The organism is Butyricimonas sp. DFI.6.44, from assembly GCF_022132345.1.
In the GTDB taxonomy this organism is placed as follows: Bacteria; Bacteroidota; Bacteroidia; order Bacteroidales; family Marinifilaceae; genus Butyricimonas; species Butyricimonas muris.
The window spans coordinates 54,868-79,421 of sequence record NZ_JAKNJD010000008.1 but is presented as its reverse complement, the minus strand read 5'-3'; the positions used below and the strand labels follow the sequence as shown (position 1 = coordinate 79,421).

The window sequence follows — 24,554 nt, the reverse complement described above, 5'->3', positions numbered from 1 at the left end:
GTGTATGAAAAAAGTCGTTGTCATTTTAGGGATTATTTTACTGGCTTATGCGTTTAAGGAAATGTCCCCGTTCGAGAAAAAGTTATTGAGTAACCTCACGGCACAGATTCGGGAATTGCAGCAGGAAAAACTTTATCTGCACACGGATAAAAGTGTCTATAACGTGGGGGAAAAAGTCTGGTTTCGGGCGTATCTTGTTCATGCGGCGGGCTTGCAGCCTATCGTGTACAGTCGATTCGTGTATGTTGATCTGGTAGACCGACGGGATTCTATTGTGCAGCGTATCAAGGTGGTGTCACGGGATTCCTCTTTTTACGGTCAGGTGAACATCCCGAAGGATTTGCAACAAGGGGATTATTGTTTGCGGGGATATACTTACTATATGCAGAATCAAGGGGAGGATTTCCTGTTCAAGAAGAAAATACGGGTTATAAATCCGGAAGATTCCAAGGTGTGGACGGATGTGACTTACACGAAAAACCGGGAGAATAATTACACGGCGACGATTCGGTTGCTGGACAGCGAGGGAGAGCCTTATGATGGGGTTTTACTGACATATATCGCCGGAATTAAAAAGGATCAGTATTCCAAGAAAAACGCCCGGACGAATAAGGAGGGGAAATTCGAGGTGAAGATTGATACCACGATGAAAACTATCGAGGTGGAGTTTCCGGAGGGACGTCCGTTTCCTTTCAAACGATATATTCATATACCAGCCCATTTGCGGGATTTTGACGTGCAGTTTTTCCCGGAAGGCGGTTCGTTGTTGTCCAATAATTGGCAGAAAGTGGCGTTCAAGGCTATTGGGGCGGATGGGCGTGCCGTTCATGCCAGCGGAGAAATATATCAGGATTCCGTGGTGATTGCCACGATAGAAACAGTACATGACGGGATGGGATGTTTCAAGTTACCGGTGAATCCGGGTAAGGAATTTTATGCCGTCATGAGAACGGAAGAAGGGGTCGAAAAGCGATTTGATTTGCCGAAGGTTTCTGACGACGGGTGGGGTATCTCGCTTATCGGGCAGGACTCTATGTTACATTATCGGGTAATTAAGGCAGTGAATGCGAAATTACCGAAAGAGTTGTATGTTCTGGTACATTGCCGCGGTATGCTTCTGGGGTCCAACCGGGTAAACGGATTAATGAAAGGAAGTATCGATATGAGCGTTATTCCGGAAGGAATTTCACATATCGTGTTGATGGACGGGGATGCTAACGTGTATAGCCAGCGTTTGTTTTTCAGGAAGCTCAAACAGCGTCCCGAATTGAAGATTACCACGAATAAACCGACTTACGTCAGCCGGGAACTGGTGGAGATGGAAATTGATTTCGATGAACCTTTCAAGGGATATCTGGACGGCTCTTTTTCTATTTCTGTCACGGACAATGATAAGGTGGTGCAGGATTCGCTGGAGGATAATATTTTGTCCAATTTGCTGATGACTTCCGATATAAAGGGGTATATAGATCATCCCGCGTATTACTTTAACGATACAACCCCGGAGGTTGCCGCGCACCTTGACCTCGTGATGATGACTCACGGGTGGACCCGGTTTGATATTTCCAAGATTGCCAAAGGAGAGTTCTCTGAAATGAAATTCCCGTTGGAAATCGGACAAATCGTGTCCGGACGGGTAAATAATTTCTGGGGGAAGAAGTCAAAGGGAGCGAATATCGTGTTGATTTCCAATTACGGGCTTTGCCGTATGGTGGAAACGGACGAAACGGGAAATTTTGTCGTGGACGGAATAGCATTCCATGACAGCACGAGTTTTCTGGTACAGGCATTGAGTGCGAAAGGGCGTCGGGGTGTTACCGTGAGAGTGGATGAGGATGAATTTTTACCTGCCGTTTATGACTTACCCTATAATATGCAGGAGAAAAAGAAAGAAGAGGAATTTTACAAGCAACACGGGTTGAATTACTATTACGAGAATGGCGAGAAAATATACGTGTTGGACGAGGTGCAAGTCGTCCGGCGGAAAATCAAGAAGTCCTACTCGTTCTATGATAATCTGGCGAACCACCAGTTGGATTCCGCCCAAATTGCCGAGAATGGGATGTTCGATATTACCCAGATTATCCAATTGTTGCCCGGTGTCACTTTCGAGAAGGATGACGAGGGGGAAGATTGTTTCAAGCAGTTCGGGCGTAAACTTTATGTACTGGTGAATGATTTCGAGGAGCCGATGGATCAAATCCGGTTGATTCCGGTGGGTGCGTTACGGAATATATCTTTGTTAGACCGTATGCAGGGACAGATCTTTTTTGGCGAACGAGGAGCGAACGGGGTGTTGATTATTTCAGCGGAACCGGGATGGACTCCGAAACCCTTGGGACGTCCGAACGTATTACCGTTTAAGCTACTGGGTTATCAAGTACCGGACGAATTCTATGTACCGAAATATGACGTGGATTCCGTACGCAAAGATAATCGCTATGACGAACGTTCCACGATTTACTGGAAGCCGGTTGTGACGATAGACAAGGGAAATCCGGCAAAGCTGTCGTTCTATACCGCTGATACTTACGGGAAATATACCGTTACCGTGGAGGGAATCACGACAAATGGAATTATTTGCCGGAAGCGAATACCGTTGATATTGAAATGATCCTGTATAAATTTATGCATCGTGATAGATAGAAGTTTACAAAACAAGAGATTTCGGGAAGAGCCGGATTATCTGGTGAAAAGACTCCGGGAAAGCGATGAGGAAGCTTTGGCTTTCTTGTTGACAACTTACGGCAAGTCTCTTTATTTTTATTGTAACTCTATTCTGAAAAATGATGTTTTCTCGGAAGACATTGTACAGGAAAGTTTTATGAGTTTGTGGGAGCGGCGGAAAGATTTTGTTGCTTTACTACCGATTCGTGTATTTCTTTACCAGAGTGCCCGGAATAAGTGTTTGGATCAATTAAAGCATCAGCAAGTGATAGAGAAGCATGAAAACGAGCTGATTCGGGAGTTGAGCGAAGATACTTTGGACGAGAAGATGATCGAGGAGGAATTGCTGGGGCAACTCTATCGGGCGATAGAAGAATTGCCGACCGAATGTGCCCGGGTATTCAAATTGGGATTGGAAGGTTTGAGTAATCAAGAGATTGCCGACACGTTGAAAGTATCTATCCACACGGTGAAAACACAAAAACAACGGGCGATGACGACCTTAAAAAATCGTTTTGGTGTAGGAGTCGTGTTAGTGGTTTTCGGGGAAGCTTTTTTATGGCTGTAGAGATTGTTGCCGAATAATCCGGTATGGCGAAATCCGTGTAAAACACTGTGTAGTTTCCAAGAATTTATATCGGATTTTGTTTAGTTCGTATCGGTTAATTTTTAAGATGGATTATTTTTTTTCAAAATAAATGGAAAACTTGTCATTCTTTTTGATAGGGTAGTCGTTATTTGTTCAAATGGTGGAAATGCAAGTATGGTAAATGACAAGAATAATTTGAAGATAGCTTCGTGGATTGCAGCCCGAATGAAAGGAATTATTCTTCCGGATGAAGAGAAAGCTTTGGAAGAATGGTTGGCGGAATGTGATGAACACAAGGCTTTTTACGAACGGGTGACAGAGGTGGAATTTGTTGCCGGAAGATTGCGGGAATACGAGGCTTATTCCTTGGATAAGGTGAAGGAGAGGGTAATGCCCGGCGTGCGGCAGACCGGACGAAAAGTTCGACGGATACGTTGGTTTGTGCGGGTGGCTGCCGTGTTATTGATACCTTTGCTGGCTGTAGGAATCCTTTTATTCACGAGCGAAGAGCAGAAGCCGAGTCCGGTGGTGGCGGATGTGCTTCCCGGTGGAGAACGTGCTATATTGGAAATGGCTGATGGCAGCAGGATAGATTTGACAGCCGGAGAGGCAAAAGACCTTTCGCGTATGGCCGGAATAACGGTAAAGAATGATTTAAATATACTCGCTTATCAAGTGGATGGAAATGTTTCGGGGACAAAGTTGGAGTACAACACGATAATTATTCCCCGCGGGGGAGAGTATCGCTTGACACTGGCAGACGGGACACGGGTGTGGTTGAATTCGGAAACCCGGTTGCGTTACCCGGTGGTTTTCACGGGTGAGCGACGGGATGTGTATCTGGAAGGTGAAGCCTATTTCGAGGTGACACGCACGGGAAAACCGTTTGAGGTACATTGTGAAGGTATGGCGATACGGGTGTTGGGTACCGCGTTTAATGTAATGGCTTATCGGAATGAGCCCGTGATACAGACTACGTTGGTAAACGGAAGTGTGCGGGTAACTTCGGAAATACAGCCGGGACAACCGGTGGTGCTGACTCCCGGACGACAGGCAGAGATGAATGTACGCACGGGGAATATTGAGAGCCGGGAAGTCAGCGTGGAAAGTTACGTGGGATGGAAAGATCAGCTCTTTGTGTTTGACGAGGAGAATATGGAGAGTATGATGCGTAAATTAGCCCGTTGGTATGACGTGGATATCACGATCGAGTCGCCCGTGTTGCGGGAAAAGACTTTTTACGGGGTGATCCGGAAGTACGAGAATATTTCAAAAATATTGGATATGCTGAAAAAGACCCAGAACGTGGACTACACGATTAAGGGTCGAAATATCGTGATAAAAGAAATCCGATAAGATCGGGTAAATCTTATCGGACAGATTGTAATTAAACTCGCCTCGGTTTGGCAATTGACGCGAGAATAAATTAAAAACGTAACAAATGTATGAAAAAACAAGGATTAATTGTTCACCTGCATGGGTGGAAAAGTAAAATTTTGCGAGTGATGCGACTAATTGTAATCATGATGCTGTTCCCGACTTTGCTGTCTGCATTGCCGGGATTGGGACAACAGCAAATTAAAATGGAAGTGAAAGGTGCGACACTGGAACAGGTGCTGAAGGAGTTGCGCGCGTTGTCCGGGTATTATATCCTGTATAATATTCAGGACGTGAGAGCCGTGAAAGGAGTCGATCTGAAGGTGAAAAATGCGACCGTGGAGGAAGTGTTGAAACTCTGCCTGAAGAATACTAATTTAGTTTACGAGATTTCTGATAAAACGATATTGATATCCGCAAAGAAAGCGACGGTTAGTCAACCACAACAGCGAGAGCGTAGGATTCATGGCGTGGTGAAAGACGAGCAAGGGCATCGGTTAGCGGGAGTTGTGGTGTTTTTGAAAAGTAACCCGCGACAGGGAACCGTGACGGATTCGCTGGGATTTTTTTCTATCAACGTGAAGGACGGTATAGAAGAGAAATTACTTGTCCGTTTCGTGGGAATGGAATCGCAAGTTGTTCCGGTGACGAAAGTGATGGTATACGAGATTGTGATGCGGGAAAAAGTGGAAGAGGTAGACGAAGTTGTTGTAACGGGTTACCAGACTATTGCCAAAGAATTGTCGGCAGCTTCGACCTACACGGTGAAAATGGAAGATGTTATGGTGCCGGGAGCTACTTCCGTGGAAGATGTTCTACAGGGTGAAATTCCGGGCTTGATGTTGCTGTATGGTTCCGGCAGTCCTTCTTCTTTGCCAAAGGTGAGAATGCGGGGAACGGCAACATTGTTGGGTAATGCCGCTCCGGTATGGGTGGTCGACGGGGTGATTCAGGAAGATATCATGAACCTGTCGAATGAAGATATAATGGCTTTGTCGGACGGGGAAGATTACTCTATGTTCGGTAATGCCATTTCCGGTTTGAACCCGATGGATATTGAAAGTATCACTTTTCTGAAAGACGCGGCAGCTACCGCTATTTATGGAACGAAAGCGGCCAACGGGGTTATTGTGGTTACTACTAAAAAAGGAAGTGCCCGAAAAATGACGGTGTCGTACACGGGAAATTTGAAATTCACGGAGCGTCCGAGTTACCGGAAGTCGGCTAACATGATGAATTCTAAACAGAGAATGGCTATCACGAAAGAGATGTTTGACGATTGCCTTGTGTTTGAAGTGTTGCCACAGTACGGTTTCGAGAAAACCATGATTGATTATTTGAACGGGAAAGGGTCACTGGAGGATGCCTTGAAAGAGTATCAATACCGCGAGCAACTTAACACGGATTGGTTTGATTTGCTATTCGAGAACACGGTAAGTGATAATCATTCGTTGTCAGTTTCCGGTGGAAATCAAAATACAACGTATTATGTTTCATTGGGACTTGCCAATGACCGGGGAACTCAAAAAGGTGACGACACGAAACGTTACACGGCTAACGTGCGGGTGAACACGGAATTGGCTAAATGGTTGAAAGCGGATTTAAAAATGGGTTATTCGAGCCGTAAAGTATGGGGTTTCATGGGAACTACCCCGATGTATTATGCCTTGCAGACATCGAGAACGATTGCTCCTGACGAGCGTTATATCACCGAGATAAAATCTTTATCCGGGGATGTTGACGGGATAAAATATAAATTCGAGAACCCGATCACGTTTAATATTTTCGACGAGTTGGCAAACACTTCCAAGAAAACCCAGACAACGGAATTTTCTGCTTCTGCAAATTTGAAAATGGATATTTGGAAGGGTTTACGGGGCGAACTGCTTTTTGCTTATAAGGAGGCACATGGAGTGGAGATTGGTTACGCCACGGAGCAAAGTGCCTATATGGCACGAAAAAGAGGGTATGATTACGGGACTGTCGATATCGGGGGAATGGAAAGTAAGCTTTCCCAATACCCATACGGGGGATATTACCAACGCCGCGATCAGGATAATAACCGATGGGAACTTCGCGGAACACTTCGGTTTACCCACGTGTGGAAGGAGGCTCACTCGTTGAATCTTATGGGTGGAGGTCAAATTTCTTCACAGAAAAGCAGTGGCTTTAATTCCAGTGATTATGGTTATTTCCCGGACAGGGGAAAGACTATTTTTTATGAATATAATAAAGATGATTCCGGTTTTTTAGGCAATAATTATGGTTCTTCGACGTCGAAACACCGCGTGACACTTTCGGACAGACCCAACAATGCCGTGAAAGTAATGGCAGCATTGGTTTATGATTACAAACGTCGTTACGTGCTGAATGCTAGTTTTAGCGTGGATGGAACCAATCGCTTCGGTGAGAACAAGAAGTTCCGTTTCTCTCCTATATGGAGCGTGAGTGGTCGTTGGAACATGTTGGAGGAGAAGTGGATGAAAGATCAGAATTTGTTAAGTGCTCTCGACGTGAAAGTGAGCTATGGTTTTCAGGGAAACGTGGTGTATGGCGTGAGTCCGAAATTGATAGCCGGGTATCTGACCGGAAATAATGCGATAAATCCTTACGTGGGAGAATTCCAATTACAATTGAGAAATATCCCCAATTCCGATCTGGATTGGGAGAAGACGCGTACCGTGAATTTTGGAGTGGATTTGGGATTCTGGAAAAACAGATTCTCGCTATCAGCGGAATACTATATCAAATTTGGTGATAAGGTATTATATGATAGACAATTGCCATTGGCGTACGGGGTTGAGAAAACTTATTTTAATGATAGTAAGTTGACTAATGAGGGTGTTGAATTGTCATTGAGGGGGAATGTCGTGAAAACAAAAGATTGGAACTTCGTTTTGTCGGCTAACGTGGCTTTTACGCGTAACGAGGTTAAACGTCCCGGGTATAGAGATGTGTACTTGAGTTATTTGAACGGGTATTCCGCTTTTTCAGGTTACTCCGTGGGTTCTTTCTGGTCGTGGAACTTTAAAGAATTGGGAAGCAATGGAATGCCTATTTTTGATTTAGGGGAAAACACCTCTTACACGAAAGAAGAATTAAGAAGTGATCCGATGAAATATCTGGTACATTCCGGTAGTAAAAATCCGGATATAGTAGGAGGATTTAACGTGAACCTATCCTATCGGAATTTATCCTTTAATTCGAGTTTCGCTTTTGCTTTGGGAGCAATGAAGCGGTTGCGTACGGTTTATCAGAAGGGGCAATATACGGTTACCGTTCCGAAATTCGATGCAAATTTGCCCGTGGAATTTGTTGAACACTGGAGAAAATCCGGGGATGAAAATACAACCAACAAACCGGGTTTCTTGCGTCCCACGGAATCGGCATCTTGCATACACCCCGGTGGAACAAGTAATATCTATGAAATGTGGGATGCTTCCCAGCATCGAGTAGTGAGTGCCGATTTCATGCGTTGCAAATCGATGACTTTGACCTATAAAGTGCCCGAGAAGATATTGTCAAACGTGAAATTATCCTTTTTGTCTTTCAGTTTGACGGGAACGAATCTGTTTGTGATAAAGAATAAACGGTTGCATAAAGAAGATCCGGAAGCCGGTTCCATGAATGTACCGATTCTTCCATCGTATAATTTTTCAATTAATTTAAATTTATAGGAGTACCATGAGAAGATTGAATATATTACTGTTGATAAGTCTTGTGCTAATCTGTCAGGCTTGTGATGATTTTTTGGCGAAAACTCCTTCGGATGAAGTAACTCCGGAATCTACCCAAGCATTTAGTGAATTATTGTTGTACGAGGGATATCTGCCTAATAGTCAGGTTGTGAATAGGATGCTCTATTACATGGATGATGACGTGGAGAATAATTATCCGACCAGTACTTACTCTTCGGGATACAGGGATGCTGATATCGAGAATAAATTATTCTACACGTGGCAACCCGGGGCTGTAAATGATGTCATTAATAATACGGCGGGGAGTACTTATAGTGCGACTAAGGGGGTGTTACCTTGGCAGGCTCATTTTAAATGTATATTGGGATGCAATATTATTCTGGAATATGCGGATGAATCCGTCGGTTCGGAAATTGACAAAAATTATTTAAAAGGAGAAGCTTATTGCCTGCGTGCGTTCCATTATTTCCAGTTGGTGAATTTGTACGGTTGGCCTTATAATGACGAGAAAAACGATCCCAAGGTAAGTTTGGGTGTTCCTATTGTTACCGAACCGGAAATCGGGGCGTTAAGTCTTGCCCGGAGTACGGTAGAACAGGTTTATTCGTTGATCGTCGAAGATATCGAGAACAGTATAAGATATTTTGATAAAGGGAAAAAGGAAAGTACGAAATACCGGGTATCTTCTCTCACTGCTCATTTGCTGGCTTCAAGAATCTATTTGTACATGGAAAATTGGGAAAAGGCGTTGGAGCATGCCCGGGTGGTTATGGGACAAAAAGAATTGTGTGATTATACACAAGGTGTACCGACGGCTATTTTTACGGCTGAAAATGATGATATTCTCTGGATGTACGGGACTAAGGATAATGTGTGGGGCATAGGTGATGCCAATCTTTCCAGCAGTGCGTTTGTCGCTTCTTATAGTCTGTATGAATCTTTCGAGAGTGAAGAATGGAAAGATGCCCGTGCTGACGGTTTCTTCTCTGTGGCAAGGGATAGTGTGTTTGACTCGTATTACGATTATGAAACGGGACAAGTTATTAAGGAACTTATTAGTTCGAGTGTCATGGTTTCCGTTTTGAAATACCCGACTTCGACATCAGCTTACACGCAAGGAGTGCGGGTGACGGAGGCTTACCTGAACGCAATAGAGGCATTGTTGGGGCAATACAAGGCGGGAAATTCCGGGGCAGGAAATGAGGCATTGCAATTGTTGAACGACTTCCGTTCCAAACGTTACGTGTCCGCGGGCGGAGCTGCCTTGCCCGGCATCGAGATGAAAAATGCCGACGAATTAATAGATATCTATCGTTTAGAACGCCGGAAGGAGTTGTGTTACGAGGGACAACGCTGGTTCGATTTGCGTCGTTTCGGTATGCCTCGTTTGGAAAAGATTTGGGCTCTTGACGGGAATGCACGAGAAAAATACGTGTTGGAGAAGCATGACCCTCTGTACGTGTTGGAAATTCCTGCTTACGTAACAGATTTGAATAGTGGTTTGCAATTGAACGAGACGTTATCGTCTCCGCGTTTACCCGTGAGTTTATAATAAAAATATTAGAAGATATATGAATAGGATGACTTTTTTGAAACCGGTAGTTTTTGTATTTGCCGTGTGTTCTTTCATGATAGGAGGATGTAATCAGGATGACGATCCGATAGCTCCTTCCGAGGCCTTATCCGTGAAATACGTTCTCCCGCAGGGGAACGAGAAGTACGATTCGTTGATACTCGATTTTTACAACGAGAATAAAATATTTATTCTGTACGAGTACGGGGCGCATGATCCGCTATGGAATATCCAGTCTATCGAAGGGTACGGACTCTACCGTATCGTTCCGCCTAAAAAAGAGAGTCTTGAAGCGGGAGTGAACAGTTTGTTTGATTTATGGTTGGATCTTTATCCGGGAGAATTTTTCGTGGGACGCCTGCCTCATTATATTTATCTGGCGGACAGTATCTGGAACGGATATTCAAATGCGGCGAATTTGACAACAAATATCAGTATTACTTTCGGTAATATCAACGAGAGCCTGCAGAACATGACAGCAACGGCGGAGAGTACTTTCAAAAAGAATATCAATAGTGCTTTCTGGACCTATATTATTGATAACGGGAAATTTGAAGTTCCGATAGCATTGAATTTGGATTATTCGTTAGCGACAAATTTGACGGCAGCATATAATATGGGAATTATTCATGGGAGTACTTACAAATTGAACCTTCAGGAAGATTTCAAAAAAACGATAGATTATTTGATGTCGACGAGTCAAACGATCATCAATATGCGATTTCGGAGTTATCCGGCATGCAAAACCAGAGTACAGTTATTCGTGAGCGAAATGAAGAGATTGTATGATATAGATTTGGAATTGTTGACCGGAAAAGTATTGACGGATTAGAGCGAGTTTTAATGTTTATGGGAGAAGTTGTTCGAAAAGTGGTTAAAGACTTTTTGAACCTTCTTTCCCTGTGACTCTATTTGTAATCGAATAGAAATGGAAGTTTGTTACCTAATTTTTAATAGAATAGTATGAAAAATTGTATGTATGCATTGTTGGTAATATTAATATTATTACCGGGTTATGGAAAATTGTTTGCCTCGAATGAGGTGAAGAGCGGTTACGGATGTCTGTATGATACCTTGACCAAGGATAGTACTAAAGAAACCGAGGTGCGGCGAAAATTGAAAGAGGTCATGGATAAAAAGAAATCCAACCGGAAAGAGGGCGCTGAAAGTGATACCTTGGTTAATGATAGTGCTAAAATGGCGCAGGAAGAAGCGAAAAGAAAATTGAAGGAATTTTCGGAAAAACGGAAAACCGCCTATGATCGCTTGTTTGCAGACAAGGCATTTGAAACTTCTGAAAGTGATTTTATCACGCTGCACAAGATAGACAAGAAACTCTATTTTGAAATGCCTCTTGAATATTTCGGACGGGAAATGGTGCTTTCTTCTGCGGCTTCGGAAACAAGTAACAGCGTGTTTGCCGATATGGCACACAGAACGATGATGCACGTGAAATTCAAGTTGGTCGATTCATTAGTTTATTTGCAACGTGTAAATACCACGACTACTTATGACGCGAAAGAAAAAAATATCAAGTCGGCGATCGAGGCTAATTCTTTAGATGTTGTTGTCGAGGCATTTAAAATTTCAGCTTTTAAACCGGATCAAACGACAGTCGTGTTCGAGGTAACTAAATTTTTCACGGAAGAGAACGAGTATTTGCCATTATTCCGGGGAAGCTATTCCGTTTTTAATATTTTGCCGAAAATGAAATTTGGTGCTTCGGTTGTGAGTAGTATCAAAACGTTTGATGATAATCTGACGGTAAAGGTACTTATGCCTTACACGGTGAGTCTGACTTATCTAATGTCAACCTACGCGAGAGCGGATGTGACGGTGGTTGCTACTCGTTCCCTGATGTTGTTGCCCGAGGATAAAATGCGTCCCCGTAAGAGTGATTTGCGTGTCGGCATCTTTTTGACGGATAAGGAACATTTCACGCAAGCTGAAGACCGGTTGGTCACTTATTCCGTGGCACATCGCTGGCGTGTTGAACCCAAGGATGTCAATGCTTACAAGCAAGGTAAACTGGTAGAGCCGAAAAAGCCGATCGTGTGGTACGTGGATACGGCTTTCCCGAAAGAATGGATCGAACCGGTTAAGAAAGGCATTTTGCGCTGGAATAAAGCGTTCGAGAAAATCGGTTTCAAGAATGTGATGCAGGTACGGGATTTCCCCAAAAATGATACGATCTTTGATCCGGATAATTTGAAGTACTCTTGTGTGCGTTATTTACCCACGAGTATCGCTAATGCCATGGGTCCCTCGTACGTGGATCCTACCACGGGAGAAATTATCAGTGCTTCCGTGTTAGTTTACAGTAATATGGTGCAAATGATTAATAATTGGCGTTTTGTCCAGACTGCACAAATAGATCCGTTGGTGAGAAACAAGAAAATGCCTAAAAAGATTATGGATGAATCTATCGAATACGTGGTAGCTCACGAAATCGGTCATACACTCGGATTTATGCATAATATGGCGGCGTCTGCCGCAATCCCGGTAGAATCTTTACGTTCGGCGGAGTACACGAAAAAATACGGGACAACACCTTCTATCATGGATTATGCCCGTTTCAATTATGTCGCGCAACCCGGGGATAAAGGTGTCAGCTTGACTCCCCCTGATTTGGGTGTATATGATGAATATTTGGTAAAATGGAATTACGAGTATTTCCCGACAGCTAAAAGTATGAATGAAGAAGCGGTAATTCTGGAAAAAATGGTAGATGCCAAAGCCGGGGATCCGATGTATCGTTACGGTCGTCAACAAGTATATAGCCGTTATGATCCGAGTGCGCTGGAGGAAGATTTGGGTGATGATCCGATGAAGGCGGGAGAGTACGGGATTAAAAATTTGAAATACATTTTGTCAAATTTGGATTCTTGGATTAAAGATGATCCGGACGATTCTCACAAGTTGAGTCTTTATCAAGGTATTTGTAACCAGTATTATCGGTATATTCGTAACGTGATGTATAATATCGGGGGAATCTATTTATCCGAGGTGAAAGAAGGGACTCCGGGAGAACGGGTTGTTTCTGTTCCCAGAGAAAAACAGAAAGCTTCGATGAAATGGGTGATGAACGAGTTTCGCAATTCGGATTGGGTATGTGATAAGAAATTGATTAGTAAATTCCCTCTTGGAATTGATATGGGAGTAATGATCCAAAAATCATTAGCCTTGAGTTTGCATCAATTGTATAAGGGTGTGATGTTGTCCGCGCACGTTGCGACGGATCCTTACACGGTAGAGGAGTTCTTTGATGATTACTACAATTTGGTTTTTGAAAATACGATTAATGGCAAACCTTTGACAGAGGGGGACAAAATGTTGCAAATGGCTGCCGTGAATATGGTAGCGGAAACGTTTAAGGATAAACAATCCGGAGGACTATTCGGGGTCGTGAATGCACAGGACGCGTATAGACCTTCCTTGGAAGATGTGCTTGCTTACGGGTTGGATGAATCCGGACTCACGAATAAATTTGCCGGTGAATTAAGAAGAGAAGAATGCCAGGATATGCCGGAAACTATTAAATTCGGTTCCGGGTATGGATGGCAAAGACAAATTTCCATGTTGGCTATAGATAATTCGGACATTCATATATATACGTTAGGGAAACGGATTCAACGTTTGTTGGAAAGTAAAGTTTCCACGTCACAAGGTGCGGAGCTTATGCATTATGAAGCATTATTATTTATGTTAGAAAGAAGATTAAAAAAATAGTCGGGAAGCATAAATGTATTTTAGTAAGGTCGAGGGAATTCTTCATAAAAGAATTTCCTCGACTTTTTTCAGGGTAATACATGAATATTGTTTATTTTTGTTTCATAAATAAAGATAACATGGTGATGTAATGCGAGATATTATATCGGATATAAAATTAGGGAATTTGAAGGCATTCAAGGAATTCTTTGATGATTACTATATCATGTTATGTGTTTTTGCCGCTAAATACCTGAAAGATGATGAGCAATGTAAGGATGTTGCTCAGGAAGCCTTAGCTGATTATTGGGAAAAACGAGAGCGTTTTGACGATATTTATAAGGTAAAAGGATATCTTTATACAATCACTCGCAACCGTTGTTTAAATATCTTGCGACACGAGAAAGTAAGTCAGGGGTATTTGGAGAAGTACGGGCGGGAGTTGGAATCTGAGGGTGTTTTCGAGGATCAGGTTGTTGCACAGGAAACGTATCTTTTGGTGTGGAAGGCTGTAAACGCGTTACCGCCGCAGATGCGGACTATCATTCGTTATTCTCTTGACGGATTGACGAATCCCCAGATTGCAAAAGAAATGGGGATTGGTGAAGGTTCCGTGAAATCTCTGAAACAAACTGCCTATCGTAAATTGAGAGAGCAGTTGAAAGAACATTTTTATTTGTTGTTATTGTTTTGCTGATGTTTTATGCTTCTCATTACTAAAGTTTTAATGCTTCTGCTTATCCGCTGTGTAATTTTTTTTTGATTTCGGACTATTCCTGTTTTGAACTTAGCGTGTTATAGTATAAAATTATAACGACAAGTATTATGGGTTTGTCTAAGAAACATTTTAAGATTGCAGAAATTCTGGCAGCTATTTTCATGAATACTCAGACGGAAGAGGATAGGAAGAGGTATGAGCTTTGGGAGAAGGAAAACAGTTGTTTGGCCAAGGATATCTTTAAACGGGAGAATTATGATGAATTTGAACATGTCGCTGGACGATTTGACCGGCAAGAGGGATGGCAGGTTTTCGAGGAGAATCGGAGGACAAAGGTACTCCCGGGAGAAAAGCAAAGCAGTCGGGTGAGTCGGTTCAAGTTCGTTTTCAGATACGCGGCGGTGGGGATAATACTAATCGCTTGCGGTTTGTTTTTTTGGTTGAATCAATCTCATGAAGAAGAGCCGAAACAACCTGTTTTTGCTTACCAGATAGAAGCGGGAACCACCGGGGCACGTCTGACATTGGCTGACGGGAAAACGGTGGATATCGTGAAAGACCAAACGTTCATGATGAAGGAAACGGACGGGACTCTGATTGTGACGGATTCGACGGGAATAGATTATGTCGCACACGATGTAAAGGATGAGGAGGAAATCCGAAACACGATAAGTACTTTGACGGGGATGGAATATACATTAACCTTGTCGGACGGCACAAAAGTCTATTTGAACGCGGAATCGGAATTAAGTTTCCCCGTAAGTTTCAAAGGGGGGCAGAGGATGGTCGAGTTGTCCGGAGAAGCTTACTTTGAAGTAGCGAAGGATGCAAAACATCCGTTCGTGATAAAGACTCGGGATTTGTCCGTCAAGGTATTGGGAACTTCTTTTAATCTGCGGGCTTACGATGATGAAAAGAGCGTGACGACAACTCTGGCAGAAGGAAAGGTGCAGGTTTTTGACGGTCGGCAATTTGAGGATATTGTTCCCGGGGAGCAGGTGATTTACGAAAAAGGCGCGAAAACGATGGTAATCAATAAAGTGGATGTCGGGCGTTATATCGCATGGAGGGAAGGGAAATTTATTTTTCGGAATGAACGTTTGGAAGATATAATGTCTTATCTGGCCAAGTGGTATGATGTCAAATATCAATTTATGGATGAAGAGGCGAAGAATATCAGGATTGGAGCCAAATTGAACCGGTACGACAATATGAATCCGATTATTGATATGCTGCAAATGAATTCGTCAATGTCGATCTCCTTGAGGGATGGCGTGTATTATATTTCAAGTAAATAATAAAAGATGCGCTTATGCTGGTAACATAAACGCATCCGAATCAACTTAATAATAATTGTTCTTTATTAATCATTCAAAATTATGGAAAAAAAACGAGATTCTAATTTTCTCTCACGAGGAAATTGGCAAAAAATTTCATGGATTATGCAATTGAAAGTATTTTTGATTCTGTTTTCTTGTTTTCAGGTAACGGCTGCCGTACATTCTCAAAGTAAATTATTGGATGTACAGTTGGAAAATGTATCTCTGGAACAGGTAATCTGGGAGCTGGAAAGGAAGACGGACTTTACTTTTATGTATTGGACGTATGAAATCAAGGAGGTGAAAAACCTGTCGTTGGACATGAAACAAAAATCGATAAGCGATATCCTTGATTTTTGTTTGCGTAATACCAACTTGAAGTACGAGATTAACGGGGATGCCGTTGTGATTCACCGGGTGAAAGATGGAGAGCCTAAGGATAAGAACAAGGTGATCCGAGGGGTTGTAAAAGACCGGAAGGGGGAAACACTACCCGGGGTTACTGTACTCGTGAAAGGCACGAAAATAGGTGTCGCCACGGATGTTGAAGGAAAATTCGCCATGAGTGCGACGCGGGATACCGTGGAATTATTGTTTTCTTTCGTGGGCATGAAGACGAAAGAGGTCACGTGGAAAGGAGAACCCATGTTGACAGTGGTATTAGAGGAAGAGCCTAACGAGATGACAGAGGTTGTCGTGACGGGTTATCAGACGGTAAAGAAATCCAACATGGCAGGCTCCGTGAGTACTATCAAGGCTGAAGATCTTGTATTGAACGGGACGCAATCTCTGGAGCAGGCATTGCAAGGGAAACTGCCGGGAGTGGTTATCCAAAATCAGGATGGTTTGGTGGGTACGCGCCAGAAAGTACGGGTGCGGGGAACTTCGACATTGTTGGGTAGCCAAGAGCCCGTATGGGTTGTGGACGGAATCATACAAGAAGATCCGCTTCCTTTTAAAGCAACCGATTTATCCACGTATAATACCAGTCCGGATAACATCGATATGATCCGGAATTTCGTGGGGAGTGCCATTTCTTGGTTAAATCCTTCCGATATCAAAGATGTAACCGTGTTGAAAGATGCTTCTGCCACGGCAATCTATGGTGTGAAAGCGGCAAACGGAGTCATCGTGATCACAACGAAGAGAGGTGAGAAAGGGCGGATGTCTATCAGCTATTCGGGTAATTTCTCTATTGGTTCCAAGGTCACGTATGATAAGTTGAATTTAATGAATTCCAAGGAGAGGATTGATGTTTCACGGGAAATGTATGAACGCGGATTAGTCGGCAGTTCATCCTCTTTGGCAAATGTGGGGTACCAAGCTTTGTTGCAACAATATTTGCAGGAAAAAATTTCTTACAACGAATTCAATACCGGGGTAAAGAAATTGGAAGTCATAAATACGGACTGGTTCGATCTCTTGTATGAAAATCCGTTTAGTTATTCCAATAACATCAGTATTTCCGGGGGAAGTGACAAAACTACGTATTATGCTTCTTTCGGTATTACAAATAATAACGGTACTGCCAAAGGAAATGACTCCGAGAGCTATCAGGGAAGTATAAACGTGAACACGGTTTTCTGGGATAAATTGCAATTCTCGGCTAGAGTTGCCGGTAGCGTTTCAAAAACGAATGGTTTTCACAATAGCATTTCGCCTTATTCTTACGCGTCTACCACGAGCCGGGTTCTTCCCGCGTTTGAAGAAAATGGAGAATTGGCATATTATACCACTCGTGACGGATATAAATACAACGTGTTGAATGAGTTGGCAGAGTCCGGTAACGGGAATACCTCAAATTCATTGAATGTGAATATCGGTTTGAATTGGGAAATTATTAAGGGATTGAAATATGAGATGGCATTAGGGTACAACTATTCTTCCACTCACGGGGAATCTTGGATAACGGAGATGACGCATTTTATTGCGAAAATACGTGGGTATGAATTTGGTATGTATGGTCCGAATGATGATAAATACCAACTTTCAAGATTACCTCACGGGGGACAATTGAATATGTCGGATTCACGCAGTGAGAACTATACTTGGAGGAATCAATTTTCTTACGTGAAGAATTTTGGAAGACATCTGCTTACCGCCACGGTGGGGCAGGAAGTCAACAGTACAAAATATGACGGATTCACGGGGACATATTATGGTTACTTGCCAAAGAGAGGACAGACGATAAAGAATCCGCCTTTGACGACACAGAACGTCGGAAGTATTAGCGAGAACACGTTGTACGCTCAACCGACAACCTCTATTATTGATAACAAGTCCAACAAACTGTCCTTCTACGGCGCTTTTACTTACACTTTCGATGAGCGTTACGTTTTTAATGCCAGTGTTCGGTCGGATGCTTCCAATCGTTTCGGGCAGGACAAGGATGCCCGTTATCTTCCGGTTTGGTCTTTCGGTTTGCGTTGGAATATGGGACGGGAACATTTTTTGGAGGGACAGGATTTCTTGAATGAATTTAGTTTCCGATTGACGTACGGATACCAAGGAAATGCAAGTGAGGCGGCAAGCCCGGATTTGATTGCCAGAATACCGTCCGGAGCTGGAATATCCGGAGCCACGGGTGAGTATTACATGGAAATAAAGAGTTTGCCGAACCCGAAATTGAAATGGGAAAAGACAGCGACAGTGAATGCCGGTGCTGATTTCGTGTTTTGGAAGAATAAAATTAACGGATCGTTCGAGTATTATTATAAAAAGACCACAGACGCTATTATTAATAAAGAGGTTCCTTTTGAGAATGGCGTGTTGAGTATGCCGATGAATGGAGGTTCGTTGGAAAATTACGGTTGGGAATTATCTTTTAGTTTTGCCCCCGTGCGGACGAAGAACTTTATTTGGACCATGGGATTAAATACCTCCAAGAATTATAATAAAGTTACCAGTAAATTGGAATCGAACGAGAACTGGACGCAGGCAGTTGCCGGGAACGTGAACAAGAAAGGTTATCCCGTGTCGGGATTTTGGGCATTCGAGTTTGCCGGATTAGACCCGAAGAACGGAGTCCCTCTGTATAATTTGCCCGATGTCGATGCCCCGGAAGCCCGCACGGATGCTACCGTGTATATGAAGTATATGGGAAAGTTAGATCCGGATTTTACTGCCGGACTGAACATGGGATTTAGATTCAAGGATTTAACTCTTTCTTCTTCTTTCTATCTATCGGTCGGAGGTAAAAAGTTTTTAGCGACCATGTTTGATGACGACATAATAAACAGTACCCCGTACGAGTATAATAATTTACCGAAAGATTTAGTAGACCGGTGGCGTAAACCGGGTGATGAAGAACACACGAATATCCCTGCTTTGCCGGAATACAAGAAAACGAATGCCAGTACGAATTTACCTTCCGGGAGTACTTATAGTTACCGATTGTATAATTACACGGATATCCGGGTTGTGAATGCTTCTTTTCTTCGGTGTAACAATATTTCACTGTCCTATAACTTGTCCAAGGGGTGGATCAAGAAGTTTGCTCAAAATGTGGGCTTCTCGTTCAGTGTGTCCAATCCTTTTATGATTGTAAGTAAGGATTTTAAAGGAAAAGATCCTGAAGTTGCCACCGGCTCTCAACCCTTGTCGCAAAATTATACATTCAGCTTGAATTTAAGTTTCTAATGACTATATATGATAAATCGTATGAGAAATATATTATTCTTTCTACTGTTATTGGGATTCGTCGGGTGTAGCGATTTCCTTGAAGAATCCAGTAAGGACCAAGTGCGTCCGTCGACTGTTGACGATTTGATGCAGGTAATGGTTGGTGAGGCATATCCCATGAACTATTTGCAATATGCTTATATTGATTTTTTTACGGACGATGTGCAATGTAACGGTGCCGGAGGACAGGAAACGCTGGAAAGTTCTGTCGAGAATATGTATCCCTTGTTTTCTTGGGGGGATGATATATACGAGAAACTCACTGATAACCGGTATAATACTTGGAAGGTTTGTTATAATAAAATCATGGGGTGCAACACGGTCATGGATTATATGGATCGGGTAAGCGGGGAGGAGAAGACAAAAAATAATATGCGGGGACAGGCTCTTGTATTGCGTGCGTATTATTATTTTTTACTGGTAAATTATTACGGACTACCTTATAATTATGGAGATCCGGCTCAAAACCCGGGAGTACCTTTAAAATTGGAGATGGAGGTGAACGATGGCTTCATGGAACGGAATACCGTGGCAGAGGTGTATAAACGGATAGTAACCGATCTGGAAGAAGGGATTAAGCTAGTGGAAGAAAATAGGATAGACATGTCCTTGTATAAAATCAGTGCCTTGGCTGGAAAGTCAATTTTGTGTAGAGTGTATCTTTACATGGAAGATTGGGATAATGTTTTGAAATATGCCAACATGGTGTTGGGAGAGAAGTCCGTTCTAACCTCTTTGGCGAGTGCGACGGAAGATGCCATGCAATATCAGGGAAGCAGTACTTGGAGTGTCTATAATGAATCTACCAGTGATGAAATTATCTGGATGTATGGAGGTCAAGCGGAATCCGCGTGTTATCCCGGAGGGGGCGGTTTGGCAACAGCTCCTTATACTGCATCGGACGAGTTAATGGATTTGTACGAGTTTTCTGCGGAGAGTGATAATCATTGGGATTTGCGGCGATATATGTATTTTAAATATGAGGCTTGGATGGATTGGTCTACTTTTAGAGCTGTTATTTATCCTTCTTATGGTTTTAAAGGTGGAAAAAATAATAAATGGGCGACACGGGGAATTCGTACGGCAGAATTGTACTTGAATCGGGCAGAAGCGTATGTGCGTAAATTCATGGAAACAGGTGAAGATAATTACCGGACATTGGCCTTGGATGATTTGAATAGGTTGCGTGAAAATCGTTATGATACGCGGAATGTCACTTACACGAAGGTTGATATCGCGGATGCTGACGAATTATTACAGTTCTATAAAGACGAACGCCGTAGAGAGTTATGTTTCGAGGAACATCGTTGGTTTGATCTGCGTCGTTACGGGATGCCTGAATTGACACACGTGTATTTTATTGCCCCGGAATCTAAACAGGAAATCAGCTTGGAGCGGGAAGATCCCCGTTATGTATTGCCGATACCGCAATCCGCTTTAGATCGTAATCCTTATTTGAAACAAAATGAACGTTAATCGAGAAGTTATGAAATTGCATTTTATTTATTTGTTTATATTAGCCGTTTCTCTAGTCGCTTGCGATGATGAGAATGCTTTAACGCCGACAGCAACTCCTGAATTCGGGTATAGCGTGCCTCAGGGAGAGCACGATTATGATGATCGTATTGTGGATTGGAATGAAAGGTGTAATACGTTTATCTTGTATAAATTCGATTTAAAAGAATTGTACTGGGATCTGGACGGTTGGAATGAGTCTGTACCGACTCCGGAAGGCAGCAGTTCTGCATATCCGTACAATAATGGATTGCTTGGAGCCATCGCGGATGAAACTTACGTGGGTGAGCAGTTGGATTTGATTGAAACGTTGTTTCTGGATTTTTATCCGGATTCCACTTTACGTCGTTGTTTACCATTAAAGTTATTGTTATGTAGTGAATTGACTTGGCGTACTGTATCCGGTACTACAACATTGTATAATGTATATAGCGGGTATGATTTTTTAGCATTTAACTGGGGAAACGAGAATGTTTTGACCATGACAAATGCTCAAAAGAATACCTTTAAATACGATGTTAATAATGCTTTTTTAAGTCGATTGCTGAATAATAGTAAGATCGTCGAAGATGCGGCGTTTTACGATGGAATGAGTTACGAGGAAAGAGTGACGAACGCGAATATGTATGAGCGGGGCTATATAAAATCCGGTACGAAACTGGAAGATGATGTCGAGATTTATATGCGGGCGATCATTCAGACCCCGTATGAAGTTTTAATCGCCGAACCGGCTGCTAACGATTACACGAACAAGGGAATATTGCATGCCAAAAAAGATGTAAATGGTTATATCCGGAAGAAATATGATGTTCTTGTAAATAAATTTAAGGAGAACTACGGGATAGATTTACAAGCTATTGGTAATGTTGTTTTGCAATAATAAAAAAATATGCTGAGAATTGTTTTAGTATTCTTGCTAATCTCGGGAGCGTTTGCTCCCGGGATAGCTCAAACCGATTTTGTGCTATCCGGGAAGTTGCGATTGCTGGAACCTGCGGAAATCAAAGTAACTTCTATTGATGGAAAAGAGATATTATCTATTTCTGTAACCAATGGGAAAGAATTTCGAGCTATGTCCGGAGAAGTCATGCCGGACGTGTATATTTTGAGCGTGGGCAGCACGGAACAACCGATTTATCTGGGTGGTCGGGAGGTAACAATAACAGGATTTTATAATGGAAAGAATCCCGGGAATAGCTCTCTCTCCTTTCATGGGATAGACGATTTTTGGGAATTGTCGAAATGGATACCCACGGAGAAAAATCCGAAGAAAAAGACAATTGCCGAAGAAGTGAAAGGAAAGTTACATGGAACCATGTATAGTGCGTTGGCCTATATTGCCGATATGGAGGCGTATGAACCGAATAAGATGTTATTGGATTTAGTACCGGAAGCTGACCGAAATTCTCTATCCGCGAAATGGCTGGCTCATCGGGTGGATAGTCTGGGAAAGTTTGCCGTGGGTGCGGAGGCTTATGATTTCGAGTATGTTGATCCGGAGGGGAAAAGGGTTCGATTGAGTGATTTTCGGGGGAAATTGGTATTGGTTGATTTTTGGGCATCATGGTGCGGACCTTGCCGGCATGAGATGAAAAGTCTTTTACCGATATATAACGAGTTAAAAGGGGATGATTTGGAATTTATCAGCGTGTCGTTGGATAAACGGGAAAAGGACTGGCGTAAGATGTTGGAGGAAGAGAAATTACCTTGGGTGATGTTATGGAATCAAGAGGGGTTCACGATCGGTAATGAACCTAACACGATTCAGAAAGCCTATGGATTTTACGGAATCCCTTTTATCGTTTTGATAGATAAGGAAGGACGGATACTCGCGAGAGGTTTGCGAGGGGAGAAAGTGAAGGTGGCGATAGAGGAAGCCAGAGAGTAATTTACGATTTTAGATTTTAAATTTTAGATTGTGTGATTGTGGATTACTCGATTGTCTATCATTGCGTGTAAATTTTAAAGATTTCGTATTGTATAACAAGATAAATTCTGTAAATGATGAAAAAGTATTTCTTATTATTACTGGTGTGCATCGGTATAGGTAACGTGAATGCACAGTTAATTAAACAAGATGAGCAGGCACAAAAGAAACAAGCGGATTTGGATTGGTATAATTGTGCTTTTGACCAAGATGGCGTATACGGGGTAGAAGTGAATAAGGCTTATGAATTTCTGAAGGGGAAAAAGATAAAGAAAAGACCGGTTGTCGCTTTAATCGGGACAGGTCTGGACGTGGAGCACGAGGATTTGAAGCAGGCGATCTGGGTAAACCCGAAAGAAAAAGCAGACGGAAAGGATAATGACAAGAATGGTTTCACGGATGATATTAACGGGTGGAATTTCCTTGGAGGTAAGGATGGGCAGGTCATGGAATCCTTGATGCAGGAAGGAGATCGGGAATTTTTGCGTTTGAAAGATAAATACGCGGATTACATGACGAGTAACGGTGAATTTTTTAAGATTATCGACGGGAAACGGACGAAAGTTCCGGCTCCCGAAAATTTGGCGGAGTATTCCTATTACAAGAATAAAGTCGTGCCGGAGTCCAAGCTTGCCGGAACTTACGGGGGATGGAGAATAGGCTATGTGATAGAAGAGTATGCTCAAAAATTCAAGGAGCAGATGGATGCTAAATTCCCCGGGCATAACCATACTTTGGAAGAATTTCAGACTTGCTATGATCCGAAAGCCCCTCAAGATTCGTTAAGCGATGTCGTTTTTACACTGATCGCGTATGGATTTAGTCTATATAAAACGGAGGATTTTGATGTGATTTATAAAAATTTTGTCCAGACTTCCGTGCAGAGAGGCAGGGAATCTTACGAGAAAGCATTGCAAGCATTGGGTAATGACGGGCGTAAGGAGATTGTCGGTGATAATTATATGGATATAAAAGACAATAAATACGGGAATAATGTATTGCTGACATCCGAAGCTGCCACGGGAACCATGCAAGCCGGAATAATCGGTGGAAAAAGAGATAACGGTTTGGGAGGAAACGGTATTATGGATGAGGCTGAAATCATGTGCTTGCGGGTGAGTGGAGGTGCCGGAGAACCTTATTTAAAAGATATGGCTTTGGCTATTCGCTATGCAGTGGATCACGGGGCGGATGTGATCGTGTTGCCCCAACAAAATACATTGTACCCGGAAGATCAAAAGGTTTGGATGAACGAGGCAATTCGATATGCCGAGAGTAAAGGGAGTTTGGTCATTGTTCCGGTTTGGGAATTGGCGTATGACCTTTCCAAAGTAGAATTTTTCCCGAATCGTTGGATGGATGGAAGTAAGGAGTTGACCAATCTAATGGTCATCGCTTCTTCTGATAAAAACGGAAACCCTTCGATGAACTCTAATTACGGGGCGAAAGAACTGGACTTGTTCGCACCCGGTATGGATATCTACGCTGCCTATATGGGCGATACGTACAAAACGGGAACCGGGGCAGGGTTGGCATCAGCCACGGTCGCTGGGGTGGCGGCTTTGGTAAAAGCTTATTACCCGAATCTGACGGGAGCACAAATACGTGAGATTCTTTTGGAAACCGTGACATCCAGAAGGGGGGTGGAAATAGAGAAAGGTATCGTGGTGAATGGCAAAAGAGCTCAGGATTTATTCCTTTTTGATGATTTGTGTTTATCCGGTGGCATCGTGAATGCGTACCAAGCTGTCGTGGCGGCGGATAAACGGAGTAAATAGTCTG

General features: G+C 42.8%; 14 protein-coding genes. All 14 read left to right on the top strand.

Going from position 1 to position 24,554, the window contains the following annotated elements; genetic code table 11:
- Positions 1–4 precede the first annotated feature (4 nt).
- A complete protein-coding gene (locus tag L0M98_RS12190) occupies positions 5–2,614 on the top strand; it encodes a hypothetical protein (protein ID WP_227216149.1) in 2,610 nt (869 codons plus the stop codon).
- A 21-nt stretch (positions 2,615–2,635) separates the two neighbouring features.
- Complete coding sequence (locus L0M98_RS12185) at positions 2,636–3,235, top strand: RNA polymerase sigma-70 factor (protein ID WP_227216148.1); 600 nt, start codon at positions 2,636–2,638, stop codon at positions 3,233–3,235.
- Between the two features lie 195 nt (positions 3,236–3,430).
- Positions 3,431–4,612: a FecR domain-containing protein gene (locus L0M98_RS12180; protein ID WP_227216147.1), complete on the top strand. Its 1,182-nt coding sequence runs from the start codon at positions 3,431–3,433 to the stop codon at positions 4,610–4,612.
- A 149-nt stretch (positions 4,613–4,761) separates the two neighbouring features.
- On the top strand, positions 4,762–8,310 hold the full coding sequence (locus L0M98_RS12175; RefSeq protein WP_176554917.1) for a SusC/RagA family TonB-linked outer membrane protein: 3,549 nt from the start codon (positions 4,762–4,764) through the stop codon (positions 8,308–8,310).
- A gap of 7 nt (positions 8,311–8,317) precedes the next feature.
- Positions 8,318–9,883 carry a RagB/SusD family nutrient uptake outer membrane protein gene (locus L0M98_RS12170; RefSeq protein ID WP_227216139.1) on the top strand — a complete coding sequence of 522 codons (1,566 nt, stop codon included), beginning with the start codon at positions 8,318–8,320 and terminating at the stop codon, positions 9,881–9,883.
- 19 nt (positions 9,884–9,902) lie between these two features.
- Entirely contained in the window at positions 9,903–10,736 is an 834-nt protein-coding gene (locus tag L0M98_RS12165) for a hypothetical protein (RefSeq protein ID WP_227216137.1), read from the top strand.
- A 131-nt stretch (positions 10,737–10,867) separates the two neighbouring features.
- Entirely contained in the window at positions 10,868–13,633 is a 2,766-nt protein-coding gene (locus L0M98_RS12160) for a zinc-dependent metalloprotease (RefSeq protein WP_227216135.1), read from the top strand.
- 130 nt (positions 13,634–13,763) lie between these two features.
- Positions 13,764–14,309: an RNA polymerase sigma factor gene (locus tag L0M98_RS12155; protein WP_227216134.1), complete on the top strand. Its 546-nt coding sequence runs from the start codon at positions 13,764–13,766 to the stop codon at positions 14,307–14,309.
- Between the two features lie 128 nt (positions 14,310–14,437).
- Positions 14,438–15,628, top strand: a complete 1,191-nt coding sequence (locus tag L0M98_RS12150) for a FecR family protein (protein WP_227216133.1) — start codon at positions 14,438–14,440, stop codon at positions 15,626–15,628.
- A gap of 144 nt (positions 15,629–15,772) precedes the next feature.
- Positions 15,773–19,288 carry a SusC/RagA family TonB-linked outer membrane protein gene (locus L0M98_RS12145; protein ID WP_227216131.1) on the top strand — a complete coding sequence of 1,172 codons (3,516 nt, stop codon included), beginning with the start codon at positions 15,773–15,775 and terminating at the stop codon, positions 19,286–19,288.
- Between the two features lie 21 nt (positions 19,289–19,309).
- Positions 19,310–20,806, top strand: a complete 1,497-nt coding sequence (locus tag L0M98_RS12140) for a RagB/SusD family nutrient uptake outer membrane protein (protein WP_227216129.1) — start codon at positions 19,310–19,312, stop codon at positions 20,804–20,806.
- A 10-nt stretch (positions 20,807–20,816) separates the two neighbouring features.
- Complete coding sequence (locus tag L0M98_RS12135; protein WP_227216127.1) at positions 20,817–21,725, top strand: hypothetical protein; 909 nt, start codon at positions 20,817–20,819, stop codon at positions 21,723–21,725.
- Positions 21,726–21,734: 9 nt separating this feature from the next.
- Positions 21,735–22,733 carry a TlpA family protein disulfide reductase gene (locus L0M98_RS12130; RefSeq protein WP_227216125.1) on the top strand — a complete coding sequence of 333 codons (999 nt, stop codon included), beginning with the start codon at positions 21,735–21,737 and terminating at the stop codon, positions 22,731–22,733.
- A 116-nt stretch (positions 22,734–22,849) separates the two neighbouring features.
- Positions 22,850–24,550 carry a S8 family serine peptidase gene (locus tag L0M98_RS12125; protein WP_227216354.1) on the top strand — a complete coding sequence of 567 codons (1,701 nt, stop codon included), beginning with the start codon at positions 22,850–22,852 and terminating at the stop codon, positions 24,548–24,550.
- Positions 24,551–24,554: the final 4 nt, after the last annotated feature.

What these genes read in the sequence shown, in the direction of transcription:
- L0M98_RS12180 (WP_227216147.1), top strand. Translation starts at nt 3,431, where the DNA reads ATGGTAAATGACAAGAATAATTTGAAGATAGCTTCGTGGATTGCAGCC.
- L0M98_RS12155 (WP_227216134.1), top strand. Translation starts at nt 13,764, where the DNA reads ATGCGAGATATTATATCGGATATAAAATTAGGGAATTTGAAGGCATTC.
- L0M98_RS12140 (WP_227216129.1), top strand. Translation starts at nt 19,310, where the DNA reads ATGAGAAATATATTATTCTTTCTACTGTTATTGGGATTCGTCGGGTGT.
- L0M98_RS12160 (WP_227216135.1), top strand. Translation starts at nt 10,868, where the DNA reads ATGAAAAATTGTATGTATGCATTGTTGGTAATATTAATATTATTACCG.
- L0M98_RS12145 (WP_227216131.1), top strand. Translation starts at nt 15,773, where the DNA reads ATGCAATTGAAAGTATTTTTGATTCTGTTTTCTTGTTTTCAGGTAACG.
- L0M98_RS12165 (WP_227216137.1), top strand. Translation starts at nt 9,903, where the DNA reads ATGAATAGGATGACTTTTTTGAAACCGGTAGTTTTTGTATTTGCCGTG.
- L0M98_RS12190 (WP_227216149.1), top strand. Translation starts at nt 5, where the DNA reads ATGAAAAAAGTCGTTGTCATTTTAGGGATTATTTTACTGGCTTATGCG.
- L0M98_RS12130 (WP_227216125.1), top strand. Translation starts at nt 21,735, where the DNA reads ATGCTGAGAATTGTTTTAGTATTCTTGCTAATCTCGGGAGCGTTTGCT.
- L0M98_RS12170 (WP_227216139.1), top strand. Translation starts at nt 8,318, where the DNA reads ATGAGAAGATTGAATATATTACTGTTGATAAGTCTTGTGCTAATCTGT.
- L0M98_RS12125 (WP_227216354.1), top strand. Translation starts at nt 22,850, where the DNA reads ATGAAAAAGTATTTCTTATTATTACTGGTGTGCATCGGTATAGGTAAC.
- L0M98_RS12150 (WP_227216133.1), top strand. Translation starts at nt 14,438, where the DNA reads ATGGGTTTGTCTAAGAAACATTTTAAGATTGCAGAAATTCTGGCAGCT.
- L0M98_RS12175 (WP_176554917.1), top strand. Translation starts at nt 4,762, where the DNA reads ATGCGACTAATTGTAATCATGATGCTGTTCCCGACTTTGCTGTCTGCA.
- L0M98_RS12135 (WP_227216127.1), top strand. Translation starts at nt 20,817, where the DNA reads ATGAAATTGCATTTTATTTATTTGTTTATATTAGCCGTTTCTCTAGTC.